Genomic DNA, 25724 nt, shown 5'->3' with positions numbered 1-25724 from the left:
GCAGATAAAATTCACACCTGGTTGCACTTCGGCTCATTCGCTTGCTTTTTAGCACTGGAGAAGTCGGGTGCCAGACGCCACAATCAAGATCCCAGAGGTATTGATTGGTGAGAATTCTTAGTACGTACTGCGTACTCATCTCTTGCACCAACCTGCGCAGATGCGCAGGTTTTTTTTTGTCTCTATCCGGCTGTCGCTCCTGCTGCACTTCTCGTGTAATCTGCCACAATTTACCGTAACCCGACAAATTGAAAGGCAAAGGGAGTTGAGATGTTATTTGGGTTCTTCCGCACGCTGTTCCGTATTCTTTTTCGTGTCCGTCTGACGGGCGACACCCAGGCATTGCACGCCGGGCGCGTTCTTATCACCCCCAATCATGTCTCCTTTATTGACGGCATTCTGCTGGCGCTGTTTTTACCCGTGCGGCCGGTGTTCGCGGTCTATACCTCTGTCAGCAAGCAGTGGTACATGCGCTGGCTGACATCACTGATTGATTTTGTTCCGCTCGACCCGACCAAACCGATGATGATCAAAAACCTGGTGCGTCTGATTGAGCAGGGGCGTCCGGTGGTGATCTTCCCGGAAGGGCGCATCTCTATCACCGGCTCGCTGATGAAAATCTATGACGGCGCGGGTTTTGTGGCGGCGAAATCCGGTGCCACCGTGGTGCCGGTGCGCATTGAAGGCGCGGAGCTGACCTTTTTCAGCCGTCTGAAAGGGCTGGTGAAACAGCGCTTGTTCCCCCGCATTACCCTGCATCTGCTGCCGCCGACCACTTTGCCGATGCCCGATGCACCTCGCGCCCGCGATCGACGTAAAATCGCCGGGGAGATGCTGCATCAGGTCATGATGGAAGCCCGGATGGCGGTGCGCCCTCGCGAAACCCTGTACGAGTCGTTGTTGTCGGCGATGTACCGCTATGGCGCAAAGAAACACTGCATCGACGATATCAATTTTGCTCCTGACAGCTATCACAAGCTGCTGACCAAAACCCTGTTTGTTGGCCGTATCCTTGAAAAATACAGCAAGCAAGGGGAAAAGATCGGCCTGCTGCTGCCGAATGCCGGGATCAGCGCCGCGGTGATCTTTGGTGCCGTCTCCCGCGGGCGTATTCCGGCGATGCTGAACTACACCGCAGGGGTGAAAGGACTGAGCAGCGCCTTCACCGCCGCGCAAATCAATACTGTGTTTACCTCACGCACGTTTCTCGATAAAGGCAAACTCTGGCATCTGCCTGAGCAGCTCACCCAGGTGCGCTGGGTCTTCCTCGAAGATCTGAAAGCAGAGGTCACCGCGGGCGATAAGCTTTGGATTTTTGCTCACCTGCTGATGCCGTACCTGGCGCAGGTGAAACAGCAGCCGGAAGATGCCGCCGTGATCCTCTTTACCTCCGGCTCGGAGGGGAACCCGAAAGGGGTGGTCCACAGCCATAAAAGCCTGCTGGCCAACGTCGAGCAGATTAAAACTATCGCTGACTTCACCGCCCGGGATCGCTTTATGTCGGCGCTGCCGCTGTTCCACTCCTTTGGACTGACGGTGGGGCTGTTCACGCCGCTGCTTACCGGTGCCGAAGTGTTCCTCTATCCTAGCCCGCTGCACTATCGCATTGTGCCTGAGCTGACCTATGACCGTAACTGTACGGTGATCTTTGGCACCTCGACCTTCCTCGGCAACTACGCCCGTTTCGCCAATCCGTATGATTTTCACCGCGTGCGTTACGTGGTGGCCGGGGCGGAGAAATTACAGGAGAGCACCCGCCAGCTGTGGCAGGACAAGTTTGGCCTGCGCATCCTGGAAGGCTACGGCGTGACCGAGTGCGCGCCGGTGGTCTCTATTAACGTGCCGATGGCGGCGAAGCCCGGCACCGTCGGGCGCATTCTACCGGGGATGGACGCGCGTCTGCTCGCCGTTCCGGGCATTGAAGAGGGCGGACGCCTGCAGCTGAAAGGGCCGAACGTCATGAACGGCTACCTGCGGGTAGAAAACCCGGGCGTGCTGGAAGCGCCAACGGCAGAAAATATCAACGGCGAGGTCGAAACCGGCTGGTACGACACCGGCGATATCGTACGCTTTGACGAGCAGGGCTATGTGCAGATCCAGGGCCGCGCAAAACGCTTTGCCAAAATCGCCGGGGAAATGGTGTCGCTGGAGATGGTTGAACAGCTGGCGCTGGCCGTTTCGGCGGACAAAATGCACGCCACTGCAGTGAAAACCGATGCCAGTAAAGGCGAGGCGCTGGTGCTCTTTACCACCGATAGCGAGCTGAAGCGCGAGCAGTTGCTTCAGAAGGCGCGAGAGCATGGCATTCCTGAGCTGGCGGTACCGCGCGATATTCGCTACTTAAAACAGCTTCCGGTGCTGGGCAGCGGCAAGCCGGATTTTGTCACCCTCAAAGGCATGGTTGACCAGGCGGAGCCGCATAATGAGTGAGTCAGTACACACTAACACCTCAATCTGGTCGAAAGGAATGATGGCGGTCACCGCCGCCCAGTTCCTCTCTGCCTTTGGCGATAACGCACTGCTGTTTGCCACCTTGGCGCTGCTCAAATCCCAGTTTTACCCGGACTGGAGTCAACCGATCCTGCAGATGGTGTTTGTGGGCGCTTACATCGTTTTCGCCCCCTTTGTGGGTCAGGTCGCGGATAGCTTCGCGAAAGGGCGAGTGATGATGTTCGCCAATAGCCTGAAACTGCTGGGTGCTGCCAGCATCTGTTTTGGCGTGAACCCGTTTATTGGCTATACGCTGGTAGGGATTGGGGCGGCAGCCTACTCACCGGCTAAATACGGCATCCTCGGCGAGCTGACGACCGGGGATAAGCTGGTCAAAGCTAACGGGCTGATGGAAGCGTCAACCATTGCGGCGATCCTGTTGGGTTCCATGGCGGGTGGGGTGCTGGCAGACTGGCATGTGCTGGCGGCGCTGGGCGTTTGTGCCGTGGTGTATGGCGGGGCGGTGATCGCCAACGTCTTCATCCCGAAACTGCCGGCGGCGCGTCCGGGGCAGTCCTGGCGTTTTACGCCGATGACCGCCAGCTTCTTTAACGCCTGCCGCGTACTGTGGCAAAACGGTGAAACCCGCTTCTCGCTGATGGGGACCAGCATGTTCTGGGGCGCAGGGGTCACGCTGCGCTTCCTGCTGGTGCTGTGGGTGCCCACAGCGCTGGGCATTACCGATAACGCCACGCCAACCTATCTCAACGCAATGGTAGCGGTGGGGATCGTTCTCGGCGCGGGTGCCGCGGCGAAGCTGGTGACGCTGCAAACGGTGGCCCGCTGTATGCCTGCCGGGATCCTGATTGGCGTGGTGGTGCTGATCTTCGCCCTGCAACATGCGCTGTTACCGGCCTATGCGCTGCTGTTCCTGATGGGGATCTGCGGGGGCTTCTTCGTGGTACCGCTCAATGCGCTGCTGCAGGAGCGCGGGAAACATACCGTTGGCGCAGGCAATGCCATTGCGGTGCAAAACCTCGGTGAAAACGCCGCCATGCTGCTGATGCTCGGGCTTTACTCGCTGGCCGTGAAGGTGGGGGTGCCGGTGGTGGGCATTGGCGTTGGATTTGGTGGCCTGTTTGCGCTGGCGATTGCGGCGCTGTGGGTGTGGCAGCGTCGGCGTTAATACCGCGCCGGGCTGTCCGGTCTGATGCCCTCATCCTGAACCATTCTCCTTGAGAGAGGGCGCAAATATTAAATAAGGCAACTCAGGTTGTAATGCCAGTCAGTTAAACGATTCGGTATTTATAAGTGACTGAAGTGGACAGGTTCCGTTCACTAAAGCACCTCTGCTTTATGCCCCCTCCGCTGCGGTGAACGTGCCAGGGGGCTCGCCGCCTCCCCCTCCTGGCTACCCCGGCTCCCGGCCAGGAAAATCGCCGCTTCGCGGTGCACTCAGCTTATTCCTTCAGGCTTTCGGGTCGGGCACCAGCCTGCATCCCTGCAGGCTATGCCCTCCCGGCCTTACGGAAACGCTTCGTCGATTTTCAGCCGGATTCACGCTCCCTCACGCTTCGCATTCGTCTGAAAGGGGCTCGGGTGTTGAGTCCCCGCTGAAACCGGCGAACCGGAGACCGGATGACAAGGACTGGACGCCAGGGATGGTGGCCAGAGGCGAATCGAGACAGGATGTCGAGTTGAGCCGACCGCAGGCAGCCGGTCGGGAGGTGAGCGCAGTGCGGAGCACCGGTTTCATTGCGGGGCCGCGGGGATTGACAAGGGGGACCCGGCGGCCCCCCTTGTCACGTTCACGGGTTGTGTAATGCCATGTTCTGCTGAACATGAGGTGAACGGAACAATCCGCCGGGCTTAACTGACTGGCATTACAACTCAGGTTGCCTTTTTGCTTTTATTACGGCGCCGGGTAGGTATACACCTGATGCACCGCTTCAATCTCCGCTAACACCTCTTCGCTCAGATCCAGATGGAAGCTTTCAATGTTCGTTTTCAGCTGCTCCAGGGTGGTCGCGCCCAGCAGGGTGCTGGCAACAAACGGCTGACGGCGCACAAAGGCCAGTGCCATCTGCGCCGGATCCAGCCCGTGACGTTTAGCGATATCGACGTAGGCTGCCACCGCTTTCTGCGTCTGCTCACCGCTGTAACGGGTAAAGCGGCTAAACAGCGTATTACGTGCTCCCGCCGGTTTGGCACCGTTGAGATACTTACCGGTCAGCGTCCCGAAGGCCAGGCAAGAGTAGGCCAGCAGTTCAACGCCTTCATACTGGCTCACTTCCGCCAGACCCACTTCATAGCTGCGGTTCACCAGGCTGTACGGGTTTTGAATGGTCACGATGCGCGGCAGGTCGTGCTTATCCGCCAGGTGCAGATAGCGCATGACGCCGAAGGCCGTTTCGTTAGAGACGCCGATGTAGCGGATTTTCCCCGCGCGCTGGCATTCGGTTAAGGCTTCCAGCGTTTCCAGCAGGGTGACGACCGGCGCGCTATCGCTCCAGCTATATCCAAGCTTGCCGAAGCAGTTGGTCGGGCGCTGAGGCCAGTGGACCTGATAAAGGTCGAGATAATCGGTCTGTAAACGCGTCAGGCTGGCATCCAGCGCGGCGCGGATGTTTTTCCGATCGAGCATCTGATTCGGGCGAATGCCGCTGTCATTATTGCGCGACGGGCCGCTGACTTTGGAGGCGACAATCAGCTTTTCGCGGTTGCCGCGTTTTGCCAGCCAGTTGCCGACATAAGTTTCGGTTAAGCCCTGGGTTTCCGGGCGGGGTGGCACCGGGTACATCTCTGCGACATCAATCAGGTTAATGCCCTGGCTGACGGCGTAATCGAGTTGGGCATGGGCATCGGCTTCGCTATTTTGTTCACCAAATGTCATCGTGCCCAACCCCAGTTGGCTTATCTCAAGAGCGCTATGGGGGATACGGTGATAATGCATAGCCGGCTTCCTTATTTGACATGTTAAGCGCATCAGGAAGGAACTTCCCGACAAAGAACATACCCTACAAAATTCGAGTTGCAGGAAGGCGGCAGGAGAGCGAATCCCCAGGAGCATAGATAACTATGTGACTGGAGCGAGCAAGCGCAGCCAACGCGTCTGTAACCTGAAGTATGACGGGTATACAAACATGGCAGAGGGGAAGCGAAAGGGGAAGAGAAAAATCAAAAGGCCAGCAAGCTGCTGACCTTTACGACTATCTTTCAATAATCTGTGAAACGTCGTCGCGGTTAATCTGCATATTATTACCCTGCTGATCCCGGTAGCTGACCAGACCGGTATCATCGTCGACTTCGGGTTTGCCGTCGGTCAGGATCATGCGGCCATCTTTCGTCGCCATGACGTAATCGCTGCTACAACCTGAAACGGCAAACGCTAAACCAACAGCCGAGATTATTACTGCCCATTTCTTCATTTTTATTACCTCCACCTGGCTCGTATCACATCTTAGTGTAGTAATAACTCGGGCTTAGGTTTTAACAAAGCGGTGAAATCTGAAAAAACGGGCAATTATGTGATAAAAGACATAATTCTGGCTAAAAAGTCACGTGTTCAGCAGAAAGTGACGGGCTAACAGAGCACCTGTGAAGTTCTTTTTCAAATAAAAGCCACGGGGCAGCGTCAGGATCGGTTCGCCGCGCGCGCCGATGGCCTCGGTGAGGGCTTTACTGTTTGCCGCTTTGGGTCGCAGCTGGAGCACTTCGCCGTGACGGGCGGTGATACGCTCAACCTGACCCAGCACGATCATGTCCATTAACTCTTCCCAGTCCAGCCGCAGCTGACGATCTTCATCTTCATCCGGGCTCCAGATCAAAGGCGCGCCGACGCGCCGTGCCGCCAATGGGATCGCACGATCCCCCTCTACCGGGATCCACAGCACCCGCTTCAGCTTATGCCGCACGTGGCTGCTCTCCCAGGTGATCCCGGTATTGCTGGTTAAGGGTGCCACGCAGACAAAGGTCGTCTCCAGTGGGCGACCGAGGCTGTCGATTGGGATAGTCTTCAGTTCCACCCCCAGGGCGGCAAAATCCTGTTCTGGTTTGCTGCCCGCGCTGGCCCCCAGCCACAGCTCCAGCAGAACGCCCGTCCACCCTTTATCACGCTTCAGATCGGGCGGAACAGGCAGACCGGCCAGAGCGGCGAGCTCTCCCAGCGAATATCCCGCCAGGCGCTGCGCTTGTTGCAATAGTGCCGCTTCCGTTGCGGGGGGGGAGGTCAGTGGAGCGAGGGGAAGCATGGTGATTGCCTTTTGGTTAAAAAATGAACAGCAGTTTTCCACTGCACAAACAGAGTTTAACTTTTTCTTTTTGCCTGTGCCAGGTGGATGATTTATCAGAATTTTTATCAACTGCTAACCCGTTTAGGTACGAGATATATCCCAGTTGTTCAAATCTGGTCACTGACAATAAACAGGATCTTACACCCTGTTATCCACAGAAAAATGGGATAACTGGGCATAACCCCCACTACTGTTTCCATTTACAGCCTTGACGTGGGATGAAAATCGAAAAATCAGACAAAATGTGCCTAACTTATTGGCACAATCTGTGGATAAAACCGACGTTGTTCGATCTTTCATCAGTACGACGATCTTTAAAGTGACCTGCATCACACTAAGGCCTGTAATTCAGGTAATCCACAGTTTAACTCTATGAAATATAGTCCTTTGTAAAAATCAGTCTTATCTGCAATATTCAGAGTGATCTGGGTTGTCCATCGGTAATTCCACACTTCTTCACAACTCTATCCACAGAAAAAGTGAATAAAATTGCCCTTCTGACCGGTCATCTGTTTATAACTCTGATGATAATTGTGAGTTATTCAAATGTTATTCGGCTCCAGGCCAGAAAGAGAGTGGTTTACCGCCTCACTGGAGTGTGAAACAATCATTTATATATAAGGTTTAGTTTGGGGTAGTCCGGTGATTGATGACGATGGCTACCGCCCGAATGTAGGTATCGTAATTTGTAATCGCCAGGGTCAGGTTATGTGGGCCCGGCGATATGGTCAGCACTCCTGGCAATTTCCCCAAGGTGGGATTAATCCAGGAGAGTCAGCAGAGCAAGCGATGTATCGGGAGCTGTTCGAAGAAGTTGGCTTAAGCCGCAAGGATGTCCGCATTCTGGCTTCGACCCGCAACTGGTTGCGTTACAAGTTACCGAAGCGTTTGGTGCGTTGGGACACAAAGCCGGTATGTATCGGCCAGAAACAGAAATGGTTTCTTCTGCAATTGGTGAGCAGCGATGCGGATATCAATATGCAAACCAGCAGCACGCCCGAATTTGATGGCTGGCGCTGGGTCAGCTACTGGTATCCCGTTCGTCAGGTCGTGTCCTTTAAGCGCGACGTTTACCGTAGGGTGATGAAAGAGTTCGCAAGTGCCGTGATGATGCTTCAGGAGGCCCCTCCTAAGCCGCAGAGCGCACCTGCCTGGCGACGTAAAAGAGGTTAAGCTACGCACATTATGCTCACCCGCCTGCGCGAAATAGTCGAGAAGGTGGCCAGTGCCCCACGGCTCAACGAGGCGCTGGATATTCTGGTCACGGATATCTGCCTTGCGATGGAAACCGAGGTGTGTTCGGTCTATCTGGCCGATCACGACCGCAGGTGTTACTACCTTATGGCCACGCGCGGATTAAAAAAACCGCGTGGTCGTACCGTTGCGCTGGCATTTGATGAAGGCGTTGTAGGTCTGGTCGGGCGTCTGGCGGAACCCATCAACCTTGCCGATGCGCAGAAACACCCCAGCTTTAAATATATCCCCTCCGTCAAAGAGGAGCGCTTCCGCGCCTTCCTCGGCGTGCCGATTATCCAGCGCCGTCAGCTACTTGGCGTGCTGGTGGTACAGCAGCGTGAGCTGCGCCAGTATGATGAAAGCGAAGAGTCGTTCCTCGTTACGCTGGCCACGCAAATGGCCGCCATTCTTTCCCAGTCTCAGCTGACGGCACTGTTTGGTCAGTACCGGCAGACGCGCATTCGCGCTTTACCGGCCTCACCGGGTGTTGCGATTGCAGAAGGCTGGATGGACGCCACGCTGCCGTTAATGGAGCAGGTTTACGAAGCCTCGACGCTGGACACCGCTCTTGAGCGCGAACGTCTCACCGGCGCGCTGGAAGAGGCCGCGAACGAGTTTCGCCGTTACAGCAAGCGTTTTGCTGCCGGGGCGCAGAAAGAGACGGCGGCGATCTTCGATCTTTACTCTCACCTGTTGTCCGATGCCCGCCTGCGCCGGGAGCTGTTTAACGAGGTCGACAACGGCGCGGTCGCCGAGTGGGCGGTTAAAAAGATCATCGAAAAATTCGCCGAACAGTTCGCCTCCTTAACTGACGGCTATCTGAAAGAGCGTGCCGGGGATCTGCGCACCTTAGGCCAGCGTCTGCTGTTCCATCTGGATGACACCATTCAGGGCGCTAATACCTGGCCGCCGCGCTTTGTGCTGGTGGCGGATGAGCTCTCGGCAACCACCCTCGCAGAGCTGCCGCAGGACCGACTGGCCGGGATCGTGGTGCGCGATGGCGCCGCTAACTCTCACGCCGCCATTATGGTGCGTGCGCTAGGGATCCCGACCGTAATGGGGGCCGATATTCAGCCATCGGCGCTGCATCGTCGCACGCTGGTGGTCGATGGCTATCGCGGCGAGCTGCTGGTCGATCCTGAACCGGTGTTGTTGCAAGAATATCAAAAGCTCATCAGCGAAGAGAACGAGCTGAGCCGTCTTGCCGAAGATGACGTTAATCAGCCTGCCGCGCTGAAAAGCGGCGAGCGGATCAAAGTCATGCTCAATGCCGGGTTAAGCCCCGAGCATGAAGAGAAGCTCGGCAGCCGTATTGATGGCATCGGCCTCTACCGCACAGAAATTCCGTTTATGCTGCAAAGCGGCTTCCCCTCCGAAGAGGAGCAGGTGGCGCAGTATCAGGGCATGTTGCAGATGTTCAACGACAAACCGGTGACGCTACGCACCCTGGATGTCGGTGCGGATAAGCAACTGCCGTACATGCCGATCAGCGAAGAGAACCCCTGCCTGGGCTGGCGCGGGATCCGCATTACCCTCGATCAGCCGGAGATCTTCTTGATCCAGGTGCGCGCCATGCTGCGCGCCAATGCCGCGACCGGTAACCTCAGCATTTTGTTGCCGATGGTGACCAGCATCGACGAGATCGACGAAGCCCGCCGTCTTATTGAACGTGCCGGGCGCGAAGTCGAAGAGATGATCGGCTACGAAATTCCGAAACCGCGGATTGGGGTGATGCTCGAAGTCCCCTCGATGGTCTTTATGCTGCCGCAGCTGGCGAGCCGCGTCGATTTCATCTCGGTGGGCACTAACGACCTGACCCAGTACATGCTGGCGGTGGATCGTAACAACACCCGGGTGGCGAGTATTTACGATAGCCTGCATCCGGCGATGCTCCGTGCGCTGGCGATGATCGCCCGCGAGGCACAAGAGCAGGGCATCGATCTGCGTTTGTGCGGCGAGATGGCCGGTGACTCGATGTGTGTCGCGATCCTGATCGGCCTCGGTTTCCGTCACTTATCCATGAACGGACGCTCTGTCGCCCGTGTGAAATATCTGCTGCGGCATATCGATTTTGAAGAGGCGCAGCTGCTGGCAAAACGCAGCCTTGAAGCGCAGCTGGCGACGGAAGTACGTCATCAGGTGGCGGCCTTTATGGAGCGTCGCGGTATGGGTGGCCTGATCCGCGGCGGACGTTAAACGCCGGGTATCCCTCCTCCCCGGGGGAGGGACACAAACTACGCGAAGTCTCTATACACATCTTTTACATCTCGGGCGCAACCTCCTCGCTCGCTTGTGCTATGATTCGCACCTTTGGAGCGCAGGGTACGCCTTTGCGCGCATCTCTACCGCTGTCCACTTTCAGCGGAATAACAACATCTTGTGGTGACAGATGAACAGTGGCTATCTGCATTTTCCGGAGTTTGATCCGGTCATTTTCTCAATTGGACCCGTCGCGCTTCACTGGTACGGCCTGATGTATCTGGTCGGTTTCGTCTTTGCCATGTGGCTGGCTGGCCGTCGCGCCAAACGCCCTGGCAGTGGCTGGACCAAAGACGAAGTGGAAAACCTGCTGTATGCCGGTTTCCTCGGCGTTTTCCTCGGTGGACGTATCGGCTATGTGCTGTTCTATAACTTCCCGGTCTTCCTGGCCGATCCGCTCTACCTGTTCCGCGTCTGGGATGGCGGCATGTCCTTCCACGGTGGCCTGATTGGTGTCATCCTGGTGATGGTCATCTTCGCTAAACGCACCAAACGCAGCTTCTTCCAGGTGGCTGATTTTATTGCGCCATTAATCCCGTTTGGTCTGGGTGCGGGTCGTCTCGGTAACTTCATCAACGGTGAACTGTGGGGCCGCGTCGATCCGAGCGTGTCGTTTACCATGCTCTTCCCGCAGTCGCGTGCCGAAGATATGGCGCTGCTGCCATCGCACCCGGAGTGGCAGTCCATTTTCGATACCTACGGCGTTCTGCCGCGCCATATGTCCCAGCTGTATGAAATGGCGCTGGAAGGTGTGGTGCTGTTTATCATTCTGAACCTGTTTATTCGCAAGCCGCGTCCGACCGGCTCCGTATCGGGCCTGTTCCTGATCGGTTATGGCGCGTTCCGCATCATCGTTGAGTTCTTCCGTCAGCCGGATGCGCAGTTTACCGGGACGTGGGTTCAGTACATCAGCATGGGGCAGATCCTCTCCATTCCGATGATTATCGCGGGCATTGCAATGATGGTCTGGGCGTTCCGTCGTCCACAGCAACAGGTCTCCTGAGGAATCATGAAACAGTATCTTGAACTGATGCAAAAAGTGCTCGATGAGGGCAAGCCAAAGAACGATCGCACCGGCACCGGGACGGTCTCCATTTTTGGCCACCAGATGCGCTTCAATCTGCAGGAAGGCTTTCCGCTGGTCACGACCAAGCGCTGCCATTTACGCTCCATCATTCATGAACTGCTCTGGTTCCTGCAGGGCGATACCAACATTGCCTATCTGCGTGAGAACAATGTCTCCATCTGGGACGAATGGGCGGATGAAAACGGCGATCTTGGCCCGGTCTATGGCAAGCAATGGCGCGCCTGGCCAACGCCGGATGGCCGCCATATCGACCAGATCACCACCGTGATGAATCAGCTGAAAAACGATCCAGACTCGCGCCGTATCATCGTGTCTGCCTGGAACGTGGGCGAGCTGGATAAGATGGCGCTGGCCCCGTGCCACGCGTTTTTCCAGTTCTACGTAGCGGATGGCAAGCTCTCTTGCCAGCTCTACCAACGCTCCTGCGATGTGTTCCTCGGACTGCCGTTCAACATCGCCAGCTATGCACTGCTGGTGCATATGATGGCGCAGCAGTGTGACCTGGAAGTGGGTGATTTTGTCTGGACCGGTGGAGATACCCACCTGTACAGCAACCATATGGAGCAGACCCACCTGCAGCTGACCCGTGAGCCGCGTGCGCTGCCGAAGCTGGTTATCAAACGTAAACCGGACTCCATTTTCGACTATCGCTTCGAAGATTTCGAAATTGAAGGTTACGACCCGCATCCGGGTATCAAAGCGCCTGTGGCAATCTGATGCCACAATCGTGACATAACCGGCGCTCTTCGCGCCGGTTTTTTTATGCCCGCGTGATGGTTTTGCGAGGCTGCATCCGTGAGGATTGCAACGCGCTGCAATTCCGCTAAAAGTGCTGAAACCGCCTCGTAATCTGCCTTTCTGCCGCTCGAACCGTTTTTTTCCTCCGGGCACACTGCTGCCATGAAAAAGGAAAAGGGCTTTACCCTCATGGAAATGCTGATCGCCATCTCGCTGATCCTGACGCTCAGTGCGGCAGGTCTCTATGGCTGGCGGCGCTGGCAGCAGCAACAGCAGCTGTGGCAGACGGCGCGCCAGGTGCGTGATTATCTGGTGGTGCTGCGAAATGATGCCTGGCGAAATAACCTGGACAATACCGTGACCCTGAAACAGGACGGCAAACGGTGGTGTCTGTTAAAAACTGGCATTCCGGCCTGTCAGGCAGACAATGCGTTTGTGATTACGCCACAGTGGCCTGGCATTCAGCTCACCGAGTTAACGCCTGGGCTGGGATTTTACGGTTTACGGGATACCGCCTGGGCTGGCCGCATACGCCTGCAAAGCCAGGCCGGGGAGTGGCTAATTCTCGTATCCTCGTGGGGGCGTATCCGTATGTGCAACGGAAAGGGAGAGTTCGCATGCCGCTAAAGCAGCAGGGATTTTCACTGACCGAAGTGCTGGTCGCGATGGCGATAAGCAGCGTACTGCTGATGAGTGCGGCGCGATTCTTGCCCGCGCTACAGCGGTCAGTAGTGCTGCTCACGAAGCAGCAGGAGCTGGAAGAGGAGCTATGGCTGCGCATAAACGGCATAGGTAAACACCTGCAACGGGCGGGATATTGCGCGGGCAAGTGCGAGGGACAGCCGTTGACGATTGGTCAGCGGGGCGAATGCGTCATTGTTCAGTGGGACGAAAACAGTAATGGCCGCTGGGAAACCTTGCCATCAGCCGCCGCAGAGCAGACTGGTTTTCGCCTGAGCGACGGCGCACTGGAAACTTTGCGAGGTGCGACGCAGTGCGGCGGTAAGGGTTGGGAGAGAATAACCGACCCTGACAGGATCAGGGTTCAGCGTTTTCAGGTGCAGCGGATTTCACGTGCGGGCTTTGCGCCGGAGCTGAGCCTGACGCTGGCGGCTTCTCTCGACGGAGAGCATCAGCGCCAGTTCGAGGCGCGCCACACCGTGACCGGGTTTAATCTGTGAACCGTCAGCAGGGAATGTCGTCGCTGGCGCTGGTGCTCCTGCTGTTGATTCTCGGCAGCCTGATGCTGGCCGGGCTTAACCAGCAGCTTGCTGCGCTGACGCGAATCGTCAGTACGGAACATCAGGCGATACAGCATCAGGCGATAGCCCAGTCAGCGCTGGAGTGGGGCAGAATGCTCTCCTGGCCAACTCAGACTGAGCCCACATGCCGACAGCATCCGCAGCAACCGTGGCGCGTCTGCTTACGCATCCTTGAAGGGCGCGCGTTACTTATTGCCAGCAGCGGCAGCGTGACGATGTGGCGGTTGGGCGAAGTAAAGAATGACGGAGTCTCTTTCTCGCCGCAGGGCTGGAGCGATTTTTGTCCCCTGAAGGAGACGGCGTTATGTCAGCAACCGTAGCGAAACAGAAAGGGTTCAGCATCGTCGAGGTCTTGCTGGCCATGATGCTGATGGTCATGGTCGTTACCGGGCTGGCAGGTTACCATCGTGTTTTAGCCAGCCGCTTTGTCGCCCTTGAGCAGTATCGCCAGCTCTGGCGTCATGTCTGGTCGCAGTCACAGCTGGCCGCCGGGGAGATGCCTTCGGGCTGGCAGGTAAACAGGGTGCAGACAACACCGGCCGGATGTGTCAGCATCTCGGTCTCACTTATTTCTCCATTGGGTCGGCAGGGTCAAATAACGCGCCTGCACTGCCCGGTTAGCCAGTAGTTGGGAGCAGCAATGTTAAGGGTCTACCACTCAAACCGTCTTGATGTGCTGGAAGCACTGATGGAATTTATCGTCGAGCAGCAGCGGCTCGACGATCCCTTTGAACCGGAGATGATCCTGGTTCAAAGCACCGGTATGGCCCAGTGGCTGCAAATGTCCCTGTCACAAAAGTTTGGCATTGCCGCCAATATTGATTTCCCGCTGCCCGCCAGCTTTATCTGGGATATGTTTGTTCGCGTGCTGCCGGACATCCCAAAACAGAGCGCGTTCAACAAACAGAGCATGAGCTGGAAGTTAATGGCGCTCCTGCCAGAGATGCTGACGCATGACGAATTCGCCATGCTGCGCCACTACCTGAACGACGATACCGACAAACGAAAACTGTTTCAGCTGGCGTCGCGTACTGCGGATCTCTATGACCAGTATCTGGTCTACCGCCCGGAATGGTTAACGCGCTGGGAAGCGGGCGAGCTGATTGACGGTCTCGACCAGGCGCAAGCCTGGCAGGCACCGCTGTGGAAAGCGCTGGTAGAACATACTGAAAAGCTGGGCCAGCCGCAGTGGCACCGTGCCAACCTTTATGAACGTTTTATCTCGATGCTGGATTCGGCCTCTGTGCCACCAGCCGGACTGCCGTCCCGGGTCTTTATCTGCGGGATCTCCGCCTTACCACCGGTTTACCTGAAAGCGCTTAATGCGCTGGGTAAACACATCGATATTCATATCCTGTTTACCAACCCGTGTCGGCATTACTGGGGGGATATTCAGGATGCCCGTTGGCTGGCCCGCCTCGTTACGCGCCAGCGTCGTCGCCTGTTCGACGAACACGCGGTGCCGCTCTTTAAAGACAGCGAGACGGCGGCGCAGCTCTTTGATGAACAAGGTATCCAGGACTTACCGAATCCGCTGTTGGCCTCCTGGGGAAAACTGGGACGCGACTATATCTATATGCTCTCGGAGCTGACCGCTTCCGGCGAAGGGGATGTCGATGCCTTTGCGGATATCACCCCGGACAGCCTGCTGCATAACGTGCAGCGGGATATTCTGGATCTGGAAAACCGCGCGGTGGCCGGTGTTACCGCCGCCGAGTTTGCCAGTAGCGCTAACAAGCGTCGGCTCGATCCCGACGATCGCAGCGTATCTATCCACCTGTGCCATAGCCCGCAGCGAGAAGTCGAGGTGCTGCATGACAAACTGTTGGCGATGCTGGAGGACGATCCACAGCTAACGCCGCGCGATATCGTGGTCATGGTGGCCGATATCGACACCTACAGTCCCTATATTCAGGCGGTGTTTGGCAGCGCGACGGGCGATCGCTATGTGCCGTTTGCGATATCGGACCGCCGTGCGCGCCAGTCCCACCCGGCCCTGCAGGCGTTTGTCAGCCTGCTTTCCCTGCCGGACAGCCGCTTCGTACCTGAAGATGTACTGGCCTTGCTCGATGTTCCGGTACTGGCGGCCCGTTTTGATATCGACGAGGACGCGCTGCGTTATCTGCGCCAGTGGGTCAACGAGTCGGGCGTACGCTGGGGAATGGATGATGACAACGTGCAGGAGTTTGAACTGCCGGTCACCGGCCAGCATACCTGGCAGTTTGGCCTGACGCGCATGCTGCTCGGCTATGCCATGGAGAGCAGCCAGGGGGAGTGGAATGCCGTTCTGCCGTATGACGAATCCAGCGGCTTAATCGCCGAACTGGTCGGCCATCTGGCTTCGCTGCTGATGCAGCTTAACCGCTGGCGGCGGGAGCTGGTGAAAGCACGTTCGCTCGAGGAGTGGATGCCGGTATGCCGGGAAATGCTCAATGATTTCTTCCTGCCGGATCAGGAAACAGAAGCGGCGATGGCGTTAATCGAGCAACAGTGGCAGGCCATTATTGATGAGGGCATCTCTTCGCACTATGGCGAAGCTATCCCGCTGTCACTGTTACGCGATGAATTAACACTGCGTCTCGACCAGGAGCGTATCAGCCAGCGCTTCCTCGCCGGGCCGGTGAACATCTGCACCCTGATGCCGATGCGCTCCATTCCGTTTAAGGTGGTCTGTCTGCTGGGCATGAACGACGGCGTCTACCCGCGCGCGCTGGCGCCGCTGGGGTTTGATTTAATGAGCCAACAGTCCCAGCGTGGCGACCGTAGCCGCCGCGACGATGACCGCTATCTGTTCCTTGAGGCGCTGATCTCCGCGCAGCAGCAGCTCTATATCAGCTACATCGGCCGCTCCATCCAGGACAACAGTGAACGGTTCCCGTCGGTGCTGGTTCAGGAGCTGGTGGACTACATCGGGCAAAGCCATTACCTGCCGGGCGATGAGCAACTTAATTGTGATGAAAGCGAACAGCGCGTGAAAGCGCATATTACCTGCTGTCACAGCCGTATGCCGTTCGATGCCGTCAACTATGAGAACAACGAACAGCAGAGCTACGCCCGGGAATGGCTGCCCGCGGCGAAGCGGGAAGGGGTGGCCCATGGTGACTTTATCCAGACGCTGGATCCGTTGCCGCTGGATACGGTGGCGTTTGAACAGCTCCAGCGCTTTTGGGCGCACCCGGTGCGGGCCTTTTTCCAGTTGCGGTTGCAGGTTCATTTCCGTTCCGAAGAGAGCGAGATCCCGGATGCGGAGCCGTTTACCCTGGATGGGTTAAGCCGCTACCAGTTAAACCAACAGTTGCTTAACGCGCTGGTGGAACAGGAGGATGCGCAGAAGCTGTTCCGCCGCTATCGCGCGGCGGGCCAGCTGCCATATGGCGCCTTCGGGGAAATCACCTGGGATGCCCAGTGTGAGGAGATGCAGGTGCTTGCAGACCGGGTGATAGAGTGCCGCCAGCCCGGTACAAGCATGGAGATCGATCTCAACTGTAACGGCGTGAATCTGACGGGGTGGCTGCAACATGTGCAGCCAGATGGCTTGCTGCGCTGGCGTCCGTCGATGCTCAGCGTTTCGCAAGGTTTGCAACTTTGGCTGGAACACCTTGTCTATTGTGCAAGCGGTGGCGAAGGCGAGAGCCGGTTGTTTGTGCGCAAAGACGGTGAATGGCGCTTCCCGGCGCTGCCTGCTGCACAGGCAATGGAGTATCTGTCGCAGCTGGTTGAGGGTTACCGGCAGGGGATGAATACACCGCTGCTGTTGCTGCCAGAAAGTGGGGGGGCGTGGATTAAAACCTGTTATGACGCCACAAATGATGCGATGTTAACGGATGACGCGACCCTGCAAAAAGCGCGCAGCAAATTTTTGCAGGCCTACGAAGGCAACATGATCGTGCGTGGGGAAGGGGACGACGTCTGGTATCAACGCCTGTGGCGAACCCTTGAGCCAGAGTACTTCCAGACCATTACAGACGAGGCCCGTCGCTACCTGTTGCCGCTGTATAAATTTAATCAGTCCTGACCTTGTATAAAAATTGCGCAGGTTTGGGCATTCATTTATGATGCCCATCTTGTCATGGACTGATGTACACCACAAAGAGATGCTGGCCTGTCCGGCACGAAGCGTGTTAATGATGATGTCCGTGATGAAGAGGTAGTGAATGCCAGGCAGCACCTTGTTGAAAACCTTAGTTTTGTTCGTCGCTCTTTGGGCACCCCTCAGTCAAGCAAATACCGGTTGGCAACCTATTCAGGAAACGATCCGCAAAAGCGATAAAGATACCCGCGAATATCAGGCGATCCGCCTTGATAACGGGATGGTCGTATTGCTGGTTTCCGATCCCCAGGCCGTCAAGTCATTGTCGGCGCTGGTGGTGCCTGTTGGCTCGCTGGAAGATCCTGAATCCCATCCTGGGCTTGCGCACTATCTTGAACATATGACCCTGATGGGTTCAAAAAAGTACCCGCAGCCTGACAGCCTGGCCGAATTTTTAAAAATGCACGGTGGCAGCCATAACGCCAGCACCGCGCCCTACCGTACGGCCTTTTATCTGGAAGTCGAAAACGATGCGCTGGACGGCGCGGTCGATCGCCTTGCGGATGCCATTGCCGCCCCATTGCTGGATAAAAAATATGCCGATCGCGAACGCAACGCCGTTAATGCCGAGCTGACGCTGGCCCGTACCCGGGACGGTATGCGTATGGCGCAGGTCAGCGCCGAAACCATCAACCCCGCGCACCCTGGCTCCCGTTTCTCCGGCGGTAATCTTGAAACCCTGAGCGATAAGCCAGGCAGCCCGGTGCTCGATGCGCTGCACGCGTTCCGCGACAAATACTACTCCGCCAATCTGATGAAAGCGGTGGTGTACAGCAACAAACCTCTGCCGGAGCTGGCGAAACTCGCCGCCGAGACTTACGGCCGCGTACCGAATAAAGACATTACCCGCCCTGAAACCACCGTACCGGTAGTCACCGATGCGCAGAAAGGCTTGATCATTCACTATGTTCCCGCGATGCCGCGAAAGGTGTTGCGCGTTGAATTCCGCATTGATAACAACACGGCGCAGTTTCGCAGCAAAACCGATGAACTGGTTAACTATCTGATAGGCAACCGCAGCCCGGATACCCTGTCCGACTGGCTGCAAAAGCAGGGGCTGGTGGAAGGTATTCGCGCAGATTCTGATCCCATCGTTAACGGCAACAGTGGTGTGCTGGCTATCTCCGCGACCTTAACCGATAAAGGGCTGGCCCATCGTGATGAGGTGGTCGCCGCGATTTTCAGCTACCTGTCGCTGCTGCGTGATAAAGGTGTCGATAAACGCTATTTCGATGAATTGGCGCACGTGCTGGATCTCGACTTCCGTTATCCCTCCATCACCCGCGATATGGACTACGTTGAGTGGCTGGCGGACACCATGATCCGTGTGCCGGTTGAGCATACGCTGGATGCCGTCAATATCGCGGATAAGTATGATGCGGATGCCGTCAAAGCCCGTCTGGCGATGATGACACCGCAGAACGCCCGTATCTGGTATATCAGCCCGGACGAACCGCATAACAAAACGGCCTATTTTGTGAATGCTGAGTACCAGGTGGATAAAATCAGCGAGCAAACTTTTGCTGACTGGCAGAAGAAATCTGCCGCCATCGCGCTCAAGTTGCCGGAAGTAAACCCCTATATCCCGGACGACTTCACGCTGATCAAGCCCGCTAAAGCGTACCCTAAACCGCAGCTGATTGTGGATGAGTCTGACCTGCGTGTGGTCTATACCCCGAGCCGCTATTTCGCCAGCGAGCCAAAAGCCAATGTCAGCATGGTGCTGCGTAATCCTGCGGCGATGGACAGCGCTAAAAACCAGGTAATGTTTGCCCTGAATGATTATCTGGCCGGTATCGCCCTGGATCAGCTCAGCAATCAGGCTGCCGTGGGCGGGATCGGTTTCTCGACCAACGCCAACAACGGCCTGATGCTCAACGCCAACGGTTATACCCAGCGTCTGCCACAGCTGTTTAAGGCATTGCTGGAAGGCTATTTCAGCTACACCGCCACCGAGGAGCAACTGGCGCAGGCCAAATCCTGGTATGCACAAATGATGGACTCCGCTGAGAAGGGCAAAGCGTTCGATCAGGCCATTATGCCAGTGCAAATGCTGTCCCAGGTGCCTTACTTCCAGCGCGAAGATCGGCGGGCGCTGCTGCCGTCAATTACGCTGGACGAGGTGATGGCCTACCGCGCGGCGCTGAAAACCAACGCCAGACCAGAGTTCCTTGTGGTGGGCAATATGAGCGAAGATCAGGCGAAAACGCTGGCGCAGGACGTCCGCACCCAGCTGGGGGCTAAGGGCACTGAATGGTGCCGCAACCAGGATGTGCTGGTGGATAAACAGCAGAACGTGATATTCGAGAAACCCGGCAGCAGCACAGACTCTGCGCTGGCGGCGGTCTTTGTCCCGACCGGCTATGACGAATATGCCAGCTCGGCCTACAGCGCCGTGCTCGGACAGATCGTGCAGCCGTGGTTCTATACCCAGTTACGTACCGAAGAGCAGCTGGGCTATGCCGTGTTTGCCTTCTCGATGAACGTGGGCCGCCAGTGGGGAATGGGCTTCCTGCTGCAAAGCAGTGATAAACAGCCAGATTATCTCTGGCAGCGTTTCCAGGCATTCTTCCCGCAGGCAGAAGCGAAGTTGCGGGCCATGAAGCCAGAAGAGTTTGCTCAGATCCAGCAGGCGGTGATCGCCCAGATTACGCAGCCGCCGCAAACCCTGGCCGAAGAGGCATCAAAGATCAGCAAAGATTTCGATCGGGGTAATATGCGCTTCGATTCGCATGATAAAGTAGTGGCCCAGATAAAACAGCTCACGCCGCAGAAAGTGGCTGACTTCTTCCACCAGGCGGTGGTTGCCCCGCAGGGGATGGCGATCCTGTCCCAGGTCTCGGGTAGTCAGAGTAAAAAAGCCGACGTCACCCCGCCTGCAGGCTGGACAGTCTGGAAGAGCGTGAGCGCATTGCAGCAATCTTTGCCCAGGAGTAAGAACGAATGACCGATACCGCCGAGTCCCTTGATCCCCTACGTTTACCGTTACAGGGGGAGCGACTGATAGAGGCCTCAGCGGGAACCGGAAAAACCTTCACCATTGCGGCACTCTATCTGCGTCTGCTGCTCGGACTGGGCGGCAGCGCAGCCTTCAGCCGCCCGCTCAGCGTAGAAGAGCTTTTGGTGGTGACCTTCACCGAAGCCGCAACGGAAGAGCTACGCGGCCGTATCCGCGCTAACATTCACGAATTGCGGATTGCCTGCCTCAGACAGAGCACAGATAACCCGCTATATGCCAGCCTGCTGGACGAGATCGAAGATACCCAGCAGGCGGCGCAGTGGCTGCTACTGGCGGAACGCCAGATGGACGAGGCCGCCGTGTTCACCATCCACGGCTTCTGTCAGCGGATGCTCAGCCTGAACGCCTTTGAATCCGGCATGCTCTTTGAGCAACAACTGATCGAAGATGAATCCCTGTTGCGCTACCAGGCGTGCGCCGATTTCTGGCGTCGTCACTGCTACCCCTTGCCACGTGATATTGCCGAAGCGGTTCATGGTTTATGGAAAGGGCCGGAAGAGTTACTCCGCTCCATCGATCGTTATCTGCAGGGCGAAGCCCCGGTCATTAAATCCCCACCGCCTGCGGACGAAACGCTGGCCTCCCGCCATGAGAAGATTGTCGGCTTAATTGCCACCATGAAGCAGCAGTGGTGCAGCAGCGTGGCGGAAATCGACGCGGTTATTGAACGTTCCGGTATCGACCGGCGTAAGTTCAACCGCGGCAACCAGGCAAAATACATCGAGCGTGTGACGGCCTGGGCTCAGGAGGAGAAGCACAGCTATCAACTGCCTGACGCGCTGGAAAAGTTCTCGCAAACGTTTCTTGCGGAGCGGACAAAAGCGGGCGGCGAAGTGCCGCAGCACCCTCTGTTTGCCGCCATCGACATTCTGTTGGCTGAGCCGCTGACCCTGAACGATCTGATGATCACCCGCGCGCTGGCAGAGATCCGCGCCGCAGTGGCGCGGGAAAAGCGCCGCCGTGGCGAGCTGGGCTTTGACGATATGCTCAGTCGTCTCGATGAGGCCCTGAACAGTGATAATGGTGATGCGCTGGCTGCGGCTATTCGTGGCCGTTTCCCGGTGGCGATGATCGATGAATTTCAGGATACCGACCCCCAGCAGTACCGGATTTTCCGCCGGATCTGGCGTCAGCAGCCAGACACTGCCCTGCTACTGATTGGTGACCCGAAACAGGCGATCTATGCGTTCCGTGGGGCAGATATCTTTACCTATATGAAAGCGCGTGGAGAAGTCGCTGCGCACTATACGCTGGATACCAACTGGCGCTCAGCGCCCGGAATGGTAGAAAGCGTGAATACCCTCTTTTCACAAATGAACGACGCCTTCATGTTCCGTGAAATCCCGTTCCTGCCGGTCAAATCGGCCCCGAAAAATGCCGGGCTGCGCTTTGAGCTGCGGGGTGATTTTCAGCCAGCGATGAACGTCTGGCTGATGGAGGGCGAGGGATGTGGCGTCGGAGATTATCAGGCCTTTATGGCCCAGCACTGCGCGGCACAAATCCGCGACTGGCTGAGTGCGGGTGTTCGCGGTGAAGCCATCCTGCATCGGGGTGACGAGGCCCGGCCGGTAAGAGCCTCGGACATCACGGTGCTGGTGCGCAGTCGTCAGGAAGCGGCGCTGGTTCGCGATGCGCTGACGCTGCTGACCATCCCTTCGGTCTACCTCTCCAACCGCGACAGCGTGTTTGAAACGCTCGAAGCCCAGGAGATGCTCTGGCTGCTGCAGGCGGTGCTGGCACCCGAGCGTGAAAGCATCCTGCGCAGCGCGCTGGCAAGTTCCATGCTCGGGCTTACCGCTCGCGACATCGACATGCTGAATAACAGTGAAACCCTCTGGGATGAGGCGGTAGAAGAGTTTACCCACTACCGCGAACGCTGGCAGAAGCGGGGCGTGATGGCGATGCTGCGCGACATCATGACGCAGCGCAATATTGCGGAAAATATGCTGGCCACCGCCGGCGGCGAACGCCGTCTGACTGATATTTTGCACATCAGCGAGTTGCTTCAGGAAGCGGGAACGCAGCTGGAAAGCGAGCACGCACTGGTGCGTTGGCTGGCGCAGCATATCGCCGAACCTAACAGCAATGCCTCCAGCCAGCAGATGCGCCTCGAAAGCGATAAACATCTGGTAAAAATTGTCACCATTCACAAATCGAAAGGTCTGGAGTACCCGCTGGTCTGGCTGCCCTTCATTGCCAACTATCGGGTGCAGGATCAGGCCTTTTACCACGATCGCAAAACCTTTGAAGCCGTGCTCGATCTCAGCAAGGCGGAGGACAGCGTTGAGCTGGCCGAAGCCGAGCGGCTGGCGGAAGATTTGCGCCTGCTGTATGTGGCATTAACCCGCTCGGTCTGGCATTGCAGTCTGGGCGTCGCGCCGCTGTTTCGTCGTCGTGGCGACAAGTCTGGTGACAGCGATTTCCACCTCAGTGCGCTGGGTCGCCTGATCCAGCGCGGTGAGCCGAAAGATGCCGTCGGGCTGCGTCAGTGTCTGGAAACCCTGTGCACTGGCCCTCTTGCGCTGCAGATTGCCGGGGTGGCCGATAACGCCCGCTGGAACATGCCGGAGTCAACAATGCCGGATCTGCAGGCGCGGCAGGTGGCTCGCGTACTGTTCGATGACTGGCGGGTGACCAGTTATTCCGGGCTGCAACAGCGCGGGCACAGTATCGCCCAGGATTTGATGCCGCGCCTCGACATCGATGCCGCAGGCACTGGCGAGGTCGTACAAGAGCCGGAGCTGACGCCACATCAGTTCCCGCGCGGCGCCTCGCCGGGCACCTTTTTACACAGTCTGTTTGAAGCGCTCGATTTTACCCAACCCGTCTCGCCGGAGTGGGTACTGGAGATGTTGCAGAAAGGCGGCTATGACGCCCGCTGGCAGCCGGTGTTAACCCAGTGGATCACCCAGGTTCTGCAGACACCGCTCAATGAGGAGGGGGTCTCGCTGAGCCAGCTATCAGCCACCGATAAACAGGTTGAGATGGAGTTTTACCTGCCGGTTGCCGGGCCGCTTACCGCCGATGCGCTGGATGCATTGATCCGCGAGTACGATCCGCTGTCACGCGACTGCCCGCCGCTCGATTTCCGCCAGGTGCGCGGTATGCTGAAAGGCTTTATCGACCTGGTGTTTCGCCATAATGGCCGCTACTACCTGCTGGACTATAAGTCCAACTGGCTGGGAGAAAATGGCGAGGCCTATACCCCGGAGGCGATGGCGCGCGCGATGCAGTCCCACCGCTACGATCTGCAATATCAGCTCTACACGCTGGCGCTACACCGTTATCTGCGCCACCGTATCGCTGATTATGACTATCAGCGGCATTTCGGCGGGGTGATCTACCTGTTTTTACGCGGGATGGACGGCAGCTCGCCGGGGGCCGGTTGCTTTACCACCCGCCCGGATGAAATGTTAATAAATCAAATGGATAGCTTGTTTTCTGCAAGCCGAGAGGAGCTTGTGTCATGACGATGCAGGAATTATTGCTGGAGGCCGTAGAACAGCGCGTGTTGCGTCGTCTGGATGTGCAGTTTGCGATGATGGTGGCGGGGAATGATGAACCCTCCGTGATGCTGGCGACAGCCATCTTGAGCCGGGATACCGGCGAGGGGCATGTCTGCCTGCCGCTGTCACGCCTGCAGGCGGAGGCGAAAACCGCCGCCCTGCAGGCCTGTTTTGCCCTGCATGATGAAACGCTGGACTGGCCCACAACGCTGATGCGTTCCCGGGCTGTGAGCGCAGGGGACGAGCCAACGCCGCTGGTGCTGACAGGGGACCGGCTCTACCTCAACCGCATGTGGCGCTATGAGCGGGCTGTGGCCAGTTTCTTTAGCGAAGCCAACCAGCCGTTGCCTCATGACAGTGCTGACGTTCAGCGTACCCTGAACGCGCTGTTCACCTCTGACGAAGCCGTTAACTGGCAAAAGGTGGCGGCGGCCGTGGCGTTAACGCGGCGCATTTCGGTGATTTCCGGCGGACCGGGCACCGGTAAAACCACCACCGTCGCCCGCCTGCTGGCGGCGCTGATCCAGATGGCGGGAGAGGAGAAGTGCCGTATCCGGCTGGCCGCCCCAACCGGTAAAGCCGCCGCGCGCCTCACCGAGTCTCTGGGTGGTGCGCTGCAACAGCTCCCGCTGTCCGATCTCCAGCGTCAGCGTTTCCCGACCGAAGCGAGTACCCTGCACCGTTTGCTTGGCGCTCAGCCGGGCAGCCAGCGTCTGCGCTACCATGCCGGGAATCCGTTACATCTGGATGTGCTGGTGGTGGATGAGGCCTCGATGATCGACCTGACCATGATGTCTCGTCTGATTGACGCCTTGCCGCCTCATGCCAGGGTCATCTTCCTCGGCGATCGCGATCAGCTGGCCTCTGTCGAAGCGGGTGCGGTGCTGGGCGATATTTGTACCTGGGCCAGCGCCGGTTTTACCGTGCAGCGTGCCCAGGAGCTGGCCGGGATGACAGGATGCCAGATGGAAGGCAACATCAGTCCGGTCGCGGGTGCGCTGCGCGACAGCCTTTGCCTGCTGCAAAAAAGCTACCGATTCGGCAGCGACTCCGGCATCGGGCAGCTTGCGGCCGCGGTCAACCGCGGCGATCGTCACGCTATTCGCTCAGTATTTGACGGCACGTTCAGTGATATCGAGAAAAAGCAGCTCCAGAGCGGGGAAGAGTATCTGGTGATGCTGGAGGATGCCCTGCAGGGTTATCACCATTTCCTTGACCGGGTGCAACATCAGGCCTCCGAAGAAGAAATTCTGGCGGCATTTGGCAGCTACCAGCTGCTGTGCGCCTTACGTGACGGGCCTTTTGGCGTGGCCGGACTCAACGAAAGGCTGGAGCACGTGCTGGTGCAAAAACGCCGCATCAGCCGTCAGCCACATTCACGCTGGTATGAAGGACGCCCGGTGATGATCTCGCGTAACGACAGTGCGCTGGGGTTGTTTAACGGTGATATCGGCATTGCGCTGGATCGGGGGCAGGGGCTGCGCGTCTGGTTCCAGATGCCGGATGGCAGCCTGAAGTCCGTGCAGCCGAGCCGCCTGCCGGAGCATGAAACCGCATGGGCGATGACGGTGCATAAATCCCAGGGTTCTGAGTTCGATCATGCGGCGCTGATTTTGCCTACTCAGATGTCCCCGGTGGTCACCCGCGAGCTGGTCTATACCGCCATTACCCGCGCACGGCGGCGGCTATCACTGTATGCGGATGACGGTGTGCTGGTACAGGCGGTTACCACCCGAACGGAGCGACGCAGCGGCCTGAGTGCGATTTTCGAAGCCTTATAAGCCTGTGAAAAGCCGGGCAGCGCT

The 25724-nt window shown here is 57.5% G+C and carries 17 protein-coding genes; 14 read left to right on the top strand and 3 right to left on the bottom strand.

What is annotated here, in order from left to right; translation table 11 throughout:
- The first annotated feature begins 270 nt into the window (after positions 1-270).
- Both aas and lplT read left to right on the top strand, forming a co-directional pair.
- Entirely contained in the window at positions 271-2430 is a 2160-nt protein-coding gene (gene aas / locus ABIE02_RS13990) for a bifunctional acyl-ACP--phospholipid O-acyltransferase/long-chain-fatty-acid--ACP ligase (protein ID WP_336995085.1), read from the top strand.
- Positions 2423-3616 (top strand): lysophospholipid transporter LplT, encoded by a 1194-nt coding sequence (lplT, locus tag ABIE02_RS13985; protein ID WP_040287807.1) that lies wholly within the window; start codon positions 2423-2425, stop codon positions 3614-3616. The genes aas and lplT overlap by 8 nt, the downstream gene beginning before the upstream one ends.
- Before the next feature lie 726 nt (positions 3617-4342).
- On the opposite strand, the gene ABIE02_RS13980 is transcribed toward lplT, so the two are convergent.
- From ABIE02_RS13980 to mutH, 3 genes are all read right to left on the bottom strand, one after another.
- The gene (locus ABIE02_RS13980; protein WP_032613769.1) at positions 4343-5383 is read right to left on the bottom strand and encodes an NADP(H)-dependent aldo-keto reductase; all 1041 of its coding nucleotides are present in this window, start codon (positions 5381-5383) and stop codon (positions 4343-4345) included.
- A 256-nt stretch (positions 5384-5639) separates the two neighbouring features.
- Complete coding sequence (gene ygdR / locus ABIE02_RS13975; RefSeq protein WP_032613767.1) at positions 5640-5858, bottom strand: lipoprotein YgdR; 219 nt, start codon at positions 5856-5858, stop codon at positions 5640-5642.
- A gap of 129 nt (positions 5859-5987) precedes the next feature.
- A complete protein-coding gene (gene mutH / locus ABIE02_RS13970; RefSeq protein ID WP_032613765.1) occupies positions 5988-6680 on the bottom strand; it encodes a DNA mismatch repair endonuclease MutH in 693 nt (230 codons plus the stop codon).
- 684 nt (positions 6681-7364) lie between these two features.
- Here mutH and rppH point away from each other — a divergent pair.
- From rppH to recD, 12 genes are all read left to right on the top strand, one after another.
- Positions 7365-7895 (top strand): RNA pyrophosphohydrolase, encoded by a 531-nt coding sequence (gene rppH / locus ABIE02_RS13965; protein WP_032613763.1) that lies wholly within the window; start codon positions 7365-7367, stop codon positions 7893-7895.
- Between the two features lie 12 nt (positions 7896-7907).
- A complete protein-coding gene (ptsP, locus tag ABIE02_RS13960; protein WP_032613760.1) occupies positions 7908-10154 on the top strand; it encodes a phosphoenolpyruvate--protein phosphotransferase in 2247 nt (748 codons plus the stop codon).
- Between the two features lie 193 nt (positions 10155-10347).
- Entirely contained in the window at positions 10348-11220 is an 873-nt protein-coding gene (gene lgt, locus ABIE02_RS13955; RefSeq protein WP_032613758.1) for a prolipoprotein diacylglyceryl transferase, read from the top strand.
- Between the two features lie 6 nt (positions 11221-11226).
- Positions 11227-12021 carry a thymidylate synthase gene (gene thyA, locus ABIE02_RS13950; RefSeq protein WP_336995084.1) on the top strand — a complete coding sequence of 265 codons (795 nt, stop codon included), beginning with the start codon at positions 11227-11229 and terminating at the stop codon, positions 12019-12021.
- 183 nt (positions 12022-12204) lie between these two features.
- A complete protein-coding gene (locus ABIE02_RS13945) occupies positions 12205-12669 on the top strand; it encodes a prepilin peptidase-dependent protein (protein WP_336995083.1) in 465 nt (154 codons plus the stop codon).
- On the top strand, positions 12660-13223 hold the full coding sequence (locus tag ABIE02_RS13940; protein WP_336995082.1) for a prepilin peptidase-dependent protein: 564 nt from the start codon (positions 12660-12662) through the stop codon (positions 13221-13223). The genes ABIE02_RS13945 and ABIE02_RS13940 overlap by 10 nt, the downstream gene beginning before the upstream one ends.
- Positions 13220-13624 (top strand): DUF2509 family protein, encoded by a 405-nt coding sequence (locus tag ABIE02_RS13935; RefSeq protein WP_059307270.1) that lies wholly within the window; start codon positions 13220-13222, stop codon positions 13622-13624. Before ABIE02_RS13940 ends, ABIE02_RS13935 begins: the two co-directional genes overlap by 4 nt.
- Positions 13609-13932 carry a prepilin-type N-terminal cleavage/methylation domain-containing protein gene (locus ABIE02_RS13930; RefSeq protein ID WP_117386695.1) on the top strand — a complete coding sequence of 108 codons (324 nt, stop codon included), beginning with the start codon at positions 13609-13611 and terminating at the stop codon, positions 13930-13932. The genes ABIE02_RS13935 and ABIE02_RS13930 overlap by 16 nt, the downstream gene beginning before the upstream one ends.
- 12 nt (positions 13933-13944) lie before the next feature.
- The gene (gene recC / locus ABIE02_RS13925; protein WP_336995081.1) at positions 13945-17319 is read left to right on the top strand and encodes an exodeoxyribonuclease V subunit gamma; all 3375 of its coding nucleotides are present in this window, start codon (positions 13945-13947) and stop codon (positions 17317-17319) included.
- A 139-nt stretch (positions 17320-17458) separates the two neighbouring features.
- Entirely contained in the window at positions 17459-20341 is a 2883-nt protein-coding gene (ptrA, locus tag ABIE02_RS13920; RefSeq protein ID WP_032613742.1) for a pitrilysin, read from the top strand.
- Positions 20338-23883, top strand: coding sequence for an exodeoxyribonuclease V subunit beta (gene recB, locus ABIE02_RS13915; protein ID WP_336995080.1), 3546 nt, complete (start codon positions 20338-20340; stop codon positions 23881-23883). The genes ptrA and recB overlap by 4 nt, the downstream gene beginning before the upstream one ends.
- Positions 23880-25700 carry an exodeoxyribonuclease V subunit alpha gene (gene recD, locus ABIE02_RS13910; RefSeq protein WP_336995079.1) on the top strand — a complete coding sequence of 607 codons (1821 nt, stop codon included), beginning with the start codon at positions 23880-23882 and terminating at the stop codon, positions 25698-25700. The genes recB and recD overlap by 4 nt, the downstream gene beginning before the upstream one ends.
- The last annotated feature ends 24 nt before the right edge of the window (positions 25701-25724 follow it).

Source organism: Leclercia sp. 1548 (assembly GCF_050435045.1).
GTDB lineage: Bacteria > Pseudomonadota > Gammaproteobacteria > Enterobacterales > Enterobacteriaceae > Enterobacter > Enterobacter adecarboxylatus.
This window is presented reverse-complemented; position numbering and strand designations above follow the sequence as displayed.

Excerpts from the sequence above, each read along its gene's own strand:
- aas (WP_336995085.1), top strand. The coding sequence starts at position 271 with ATGTTATTTGGGTTCTTCCGCACGCTGTTCCGTATTCTTTTTCGTGTC.
- lplT (WP_040287807.1), top strand. The coding sequence starts at position 2,423 with ATGAGTGAGTCAGTACACACTAACACCTCAATCTGGTCGAAAGGAATG.
- ABIE02_RS13980 (WP_032613769.1), bottom strand. The coding sequence starts at position 5,383 with ATGCATTATCACCGTATCCCCCATAGCGCTCTTGAGATAAGCCAACTG.
- ygdR (WP_032613767.1), bottom strand. The coding sequence starts at position 5,858 with ATGAAGAAATGGGCAGTAATAATCTCGGCTGTTGGTTTAGCGTTTGCC.
- mutH (WP_032613765.1), bottom strand. The coding sequence starts at position 6,680 with ATGCTTCCCCTCGCTCCACTGACCTCCCCCCCCGCAACGGAAGCGGCA.
- ptsP (WP_032613760.1), top strand. The coding sequence starts at position 7,908 with ATGCTCACCCGCCTGCGCGAAATAGTCGAGAAGGTGGCCAGTGCCCCA.
- lgt (WP_032613758.1), top strand. The coding sequence starts at position 10,348 with ATGAACAGTGGCTATCTGCATTTTCCGGAGTTTGATCCGGTCATTTTC.
- thyA (WP_336995084.1), top strand. The coding sequence starts at position 11,227 with ATGAAACAGTATCTTGAACTGATGCAAAAAGTGCTCGATGAGGGCAAG.
- ABIE02_RS13945 (WP_336995083.1), top strand. The coding sequence starts at position 12,205 with ATGAAAAAGGAAAAGGGCTTTACCCTCATGGAAATGCTGATCGCCATC.
- ABIE02_RS13940 (WP_336995082.1), top strand. The coding sequence starts at position 12,660 with ATGCCGCTAAAGCAGCAGGGATTTTCACTGACCGAAGTGCTGGTCGCG.
- ABIE02_RS13930 (WP_117386695.1), top strand. The coding sequence starts at position 13,609 with ATGTCAGCAACCGTAGCGAAACAGAAAGGGTTCAGCATCGTCGAGGTC.
- recC (WP_336995081.1), top strand. The coding sequence starts at position 13,945 with ATGTTAAGGGTCTACCACTCAAACCGTCTTGATGTGCTGGAAGCACTG.
- ptrA (WP_032613742.1), top strand. The coding sequence starts at position 17,459 with ATGCCAGGCAGCACCTTGTTGAAAACCTTAGTTTTGTTCGTCGCTCTT.
- recB (WP_336995080.1), top strand. The coding sequence starts at position 20,338 with ATGACCGATACCGCCGAGTCCCTTGATCCCCTACGTTTACCGTTACAG.
- recD (WP_336995079.1), top strand. The coding sequence starts at position 23,880 with ATGACGATGCAGGAATTATTGCTGGAGGCCGTAGAACAGCGCGTGTTG.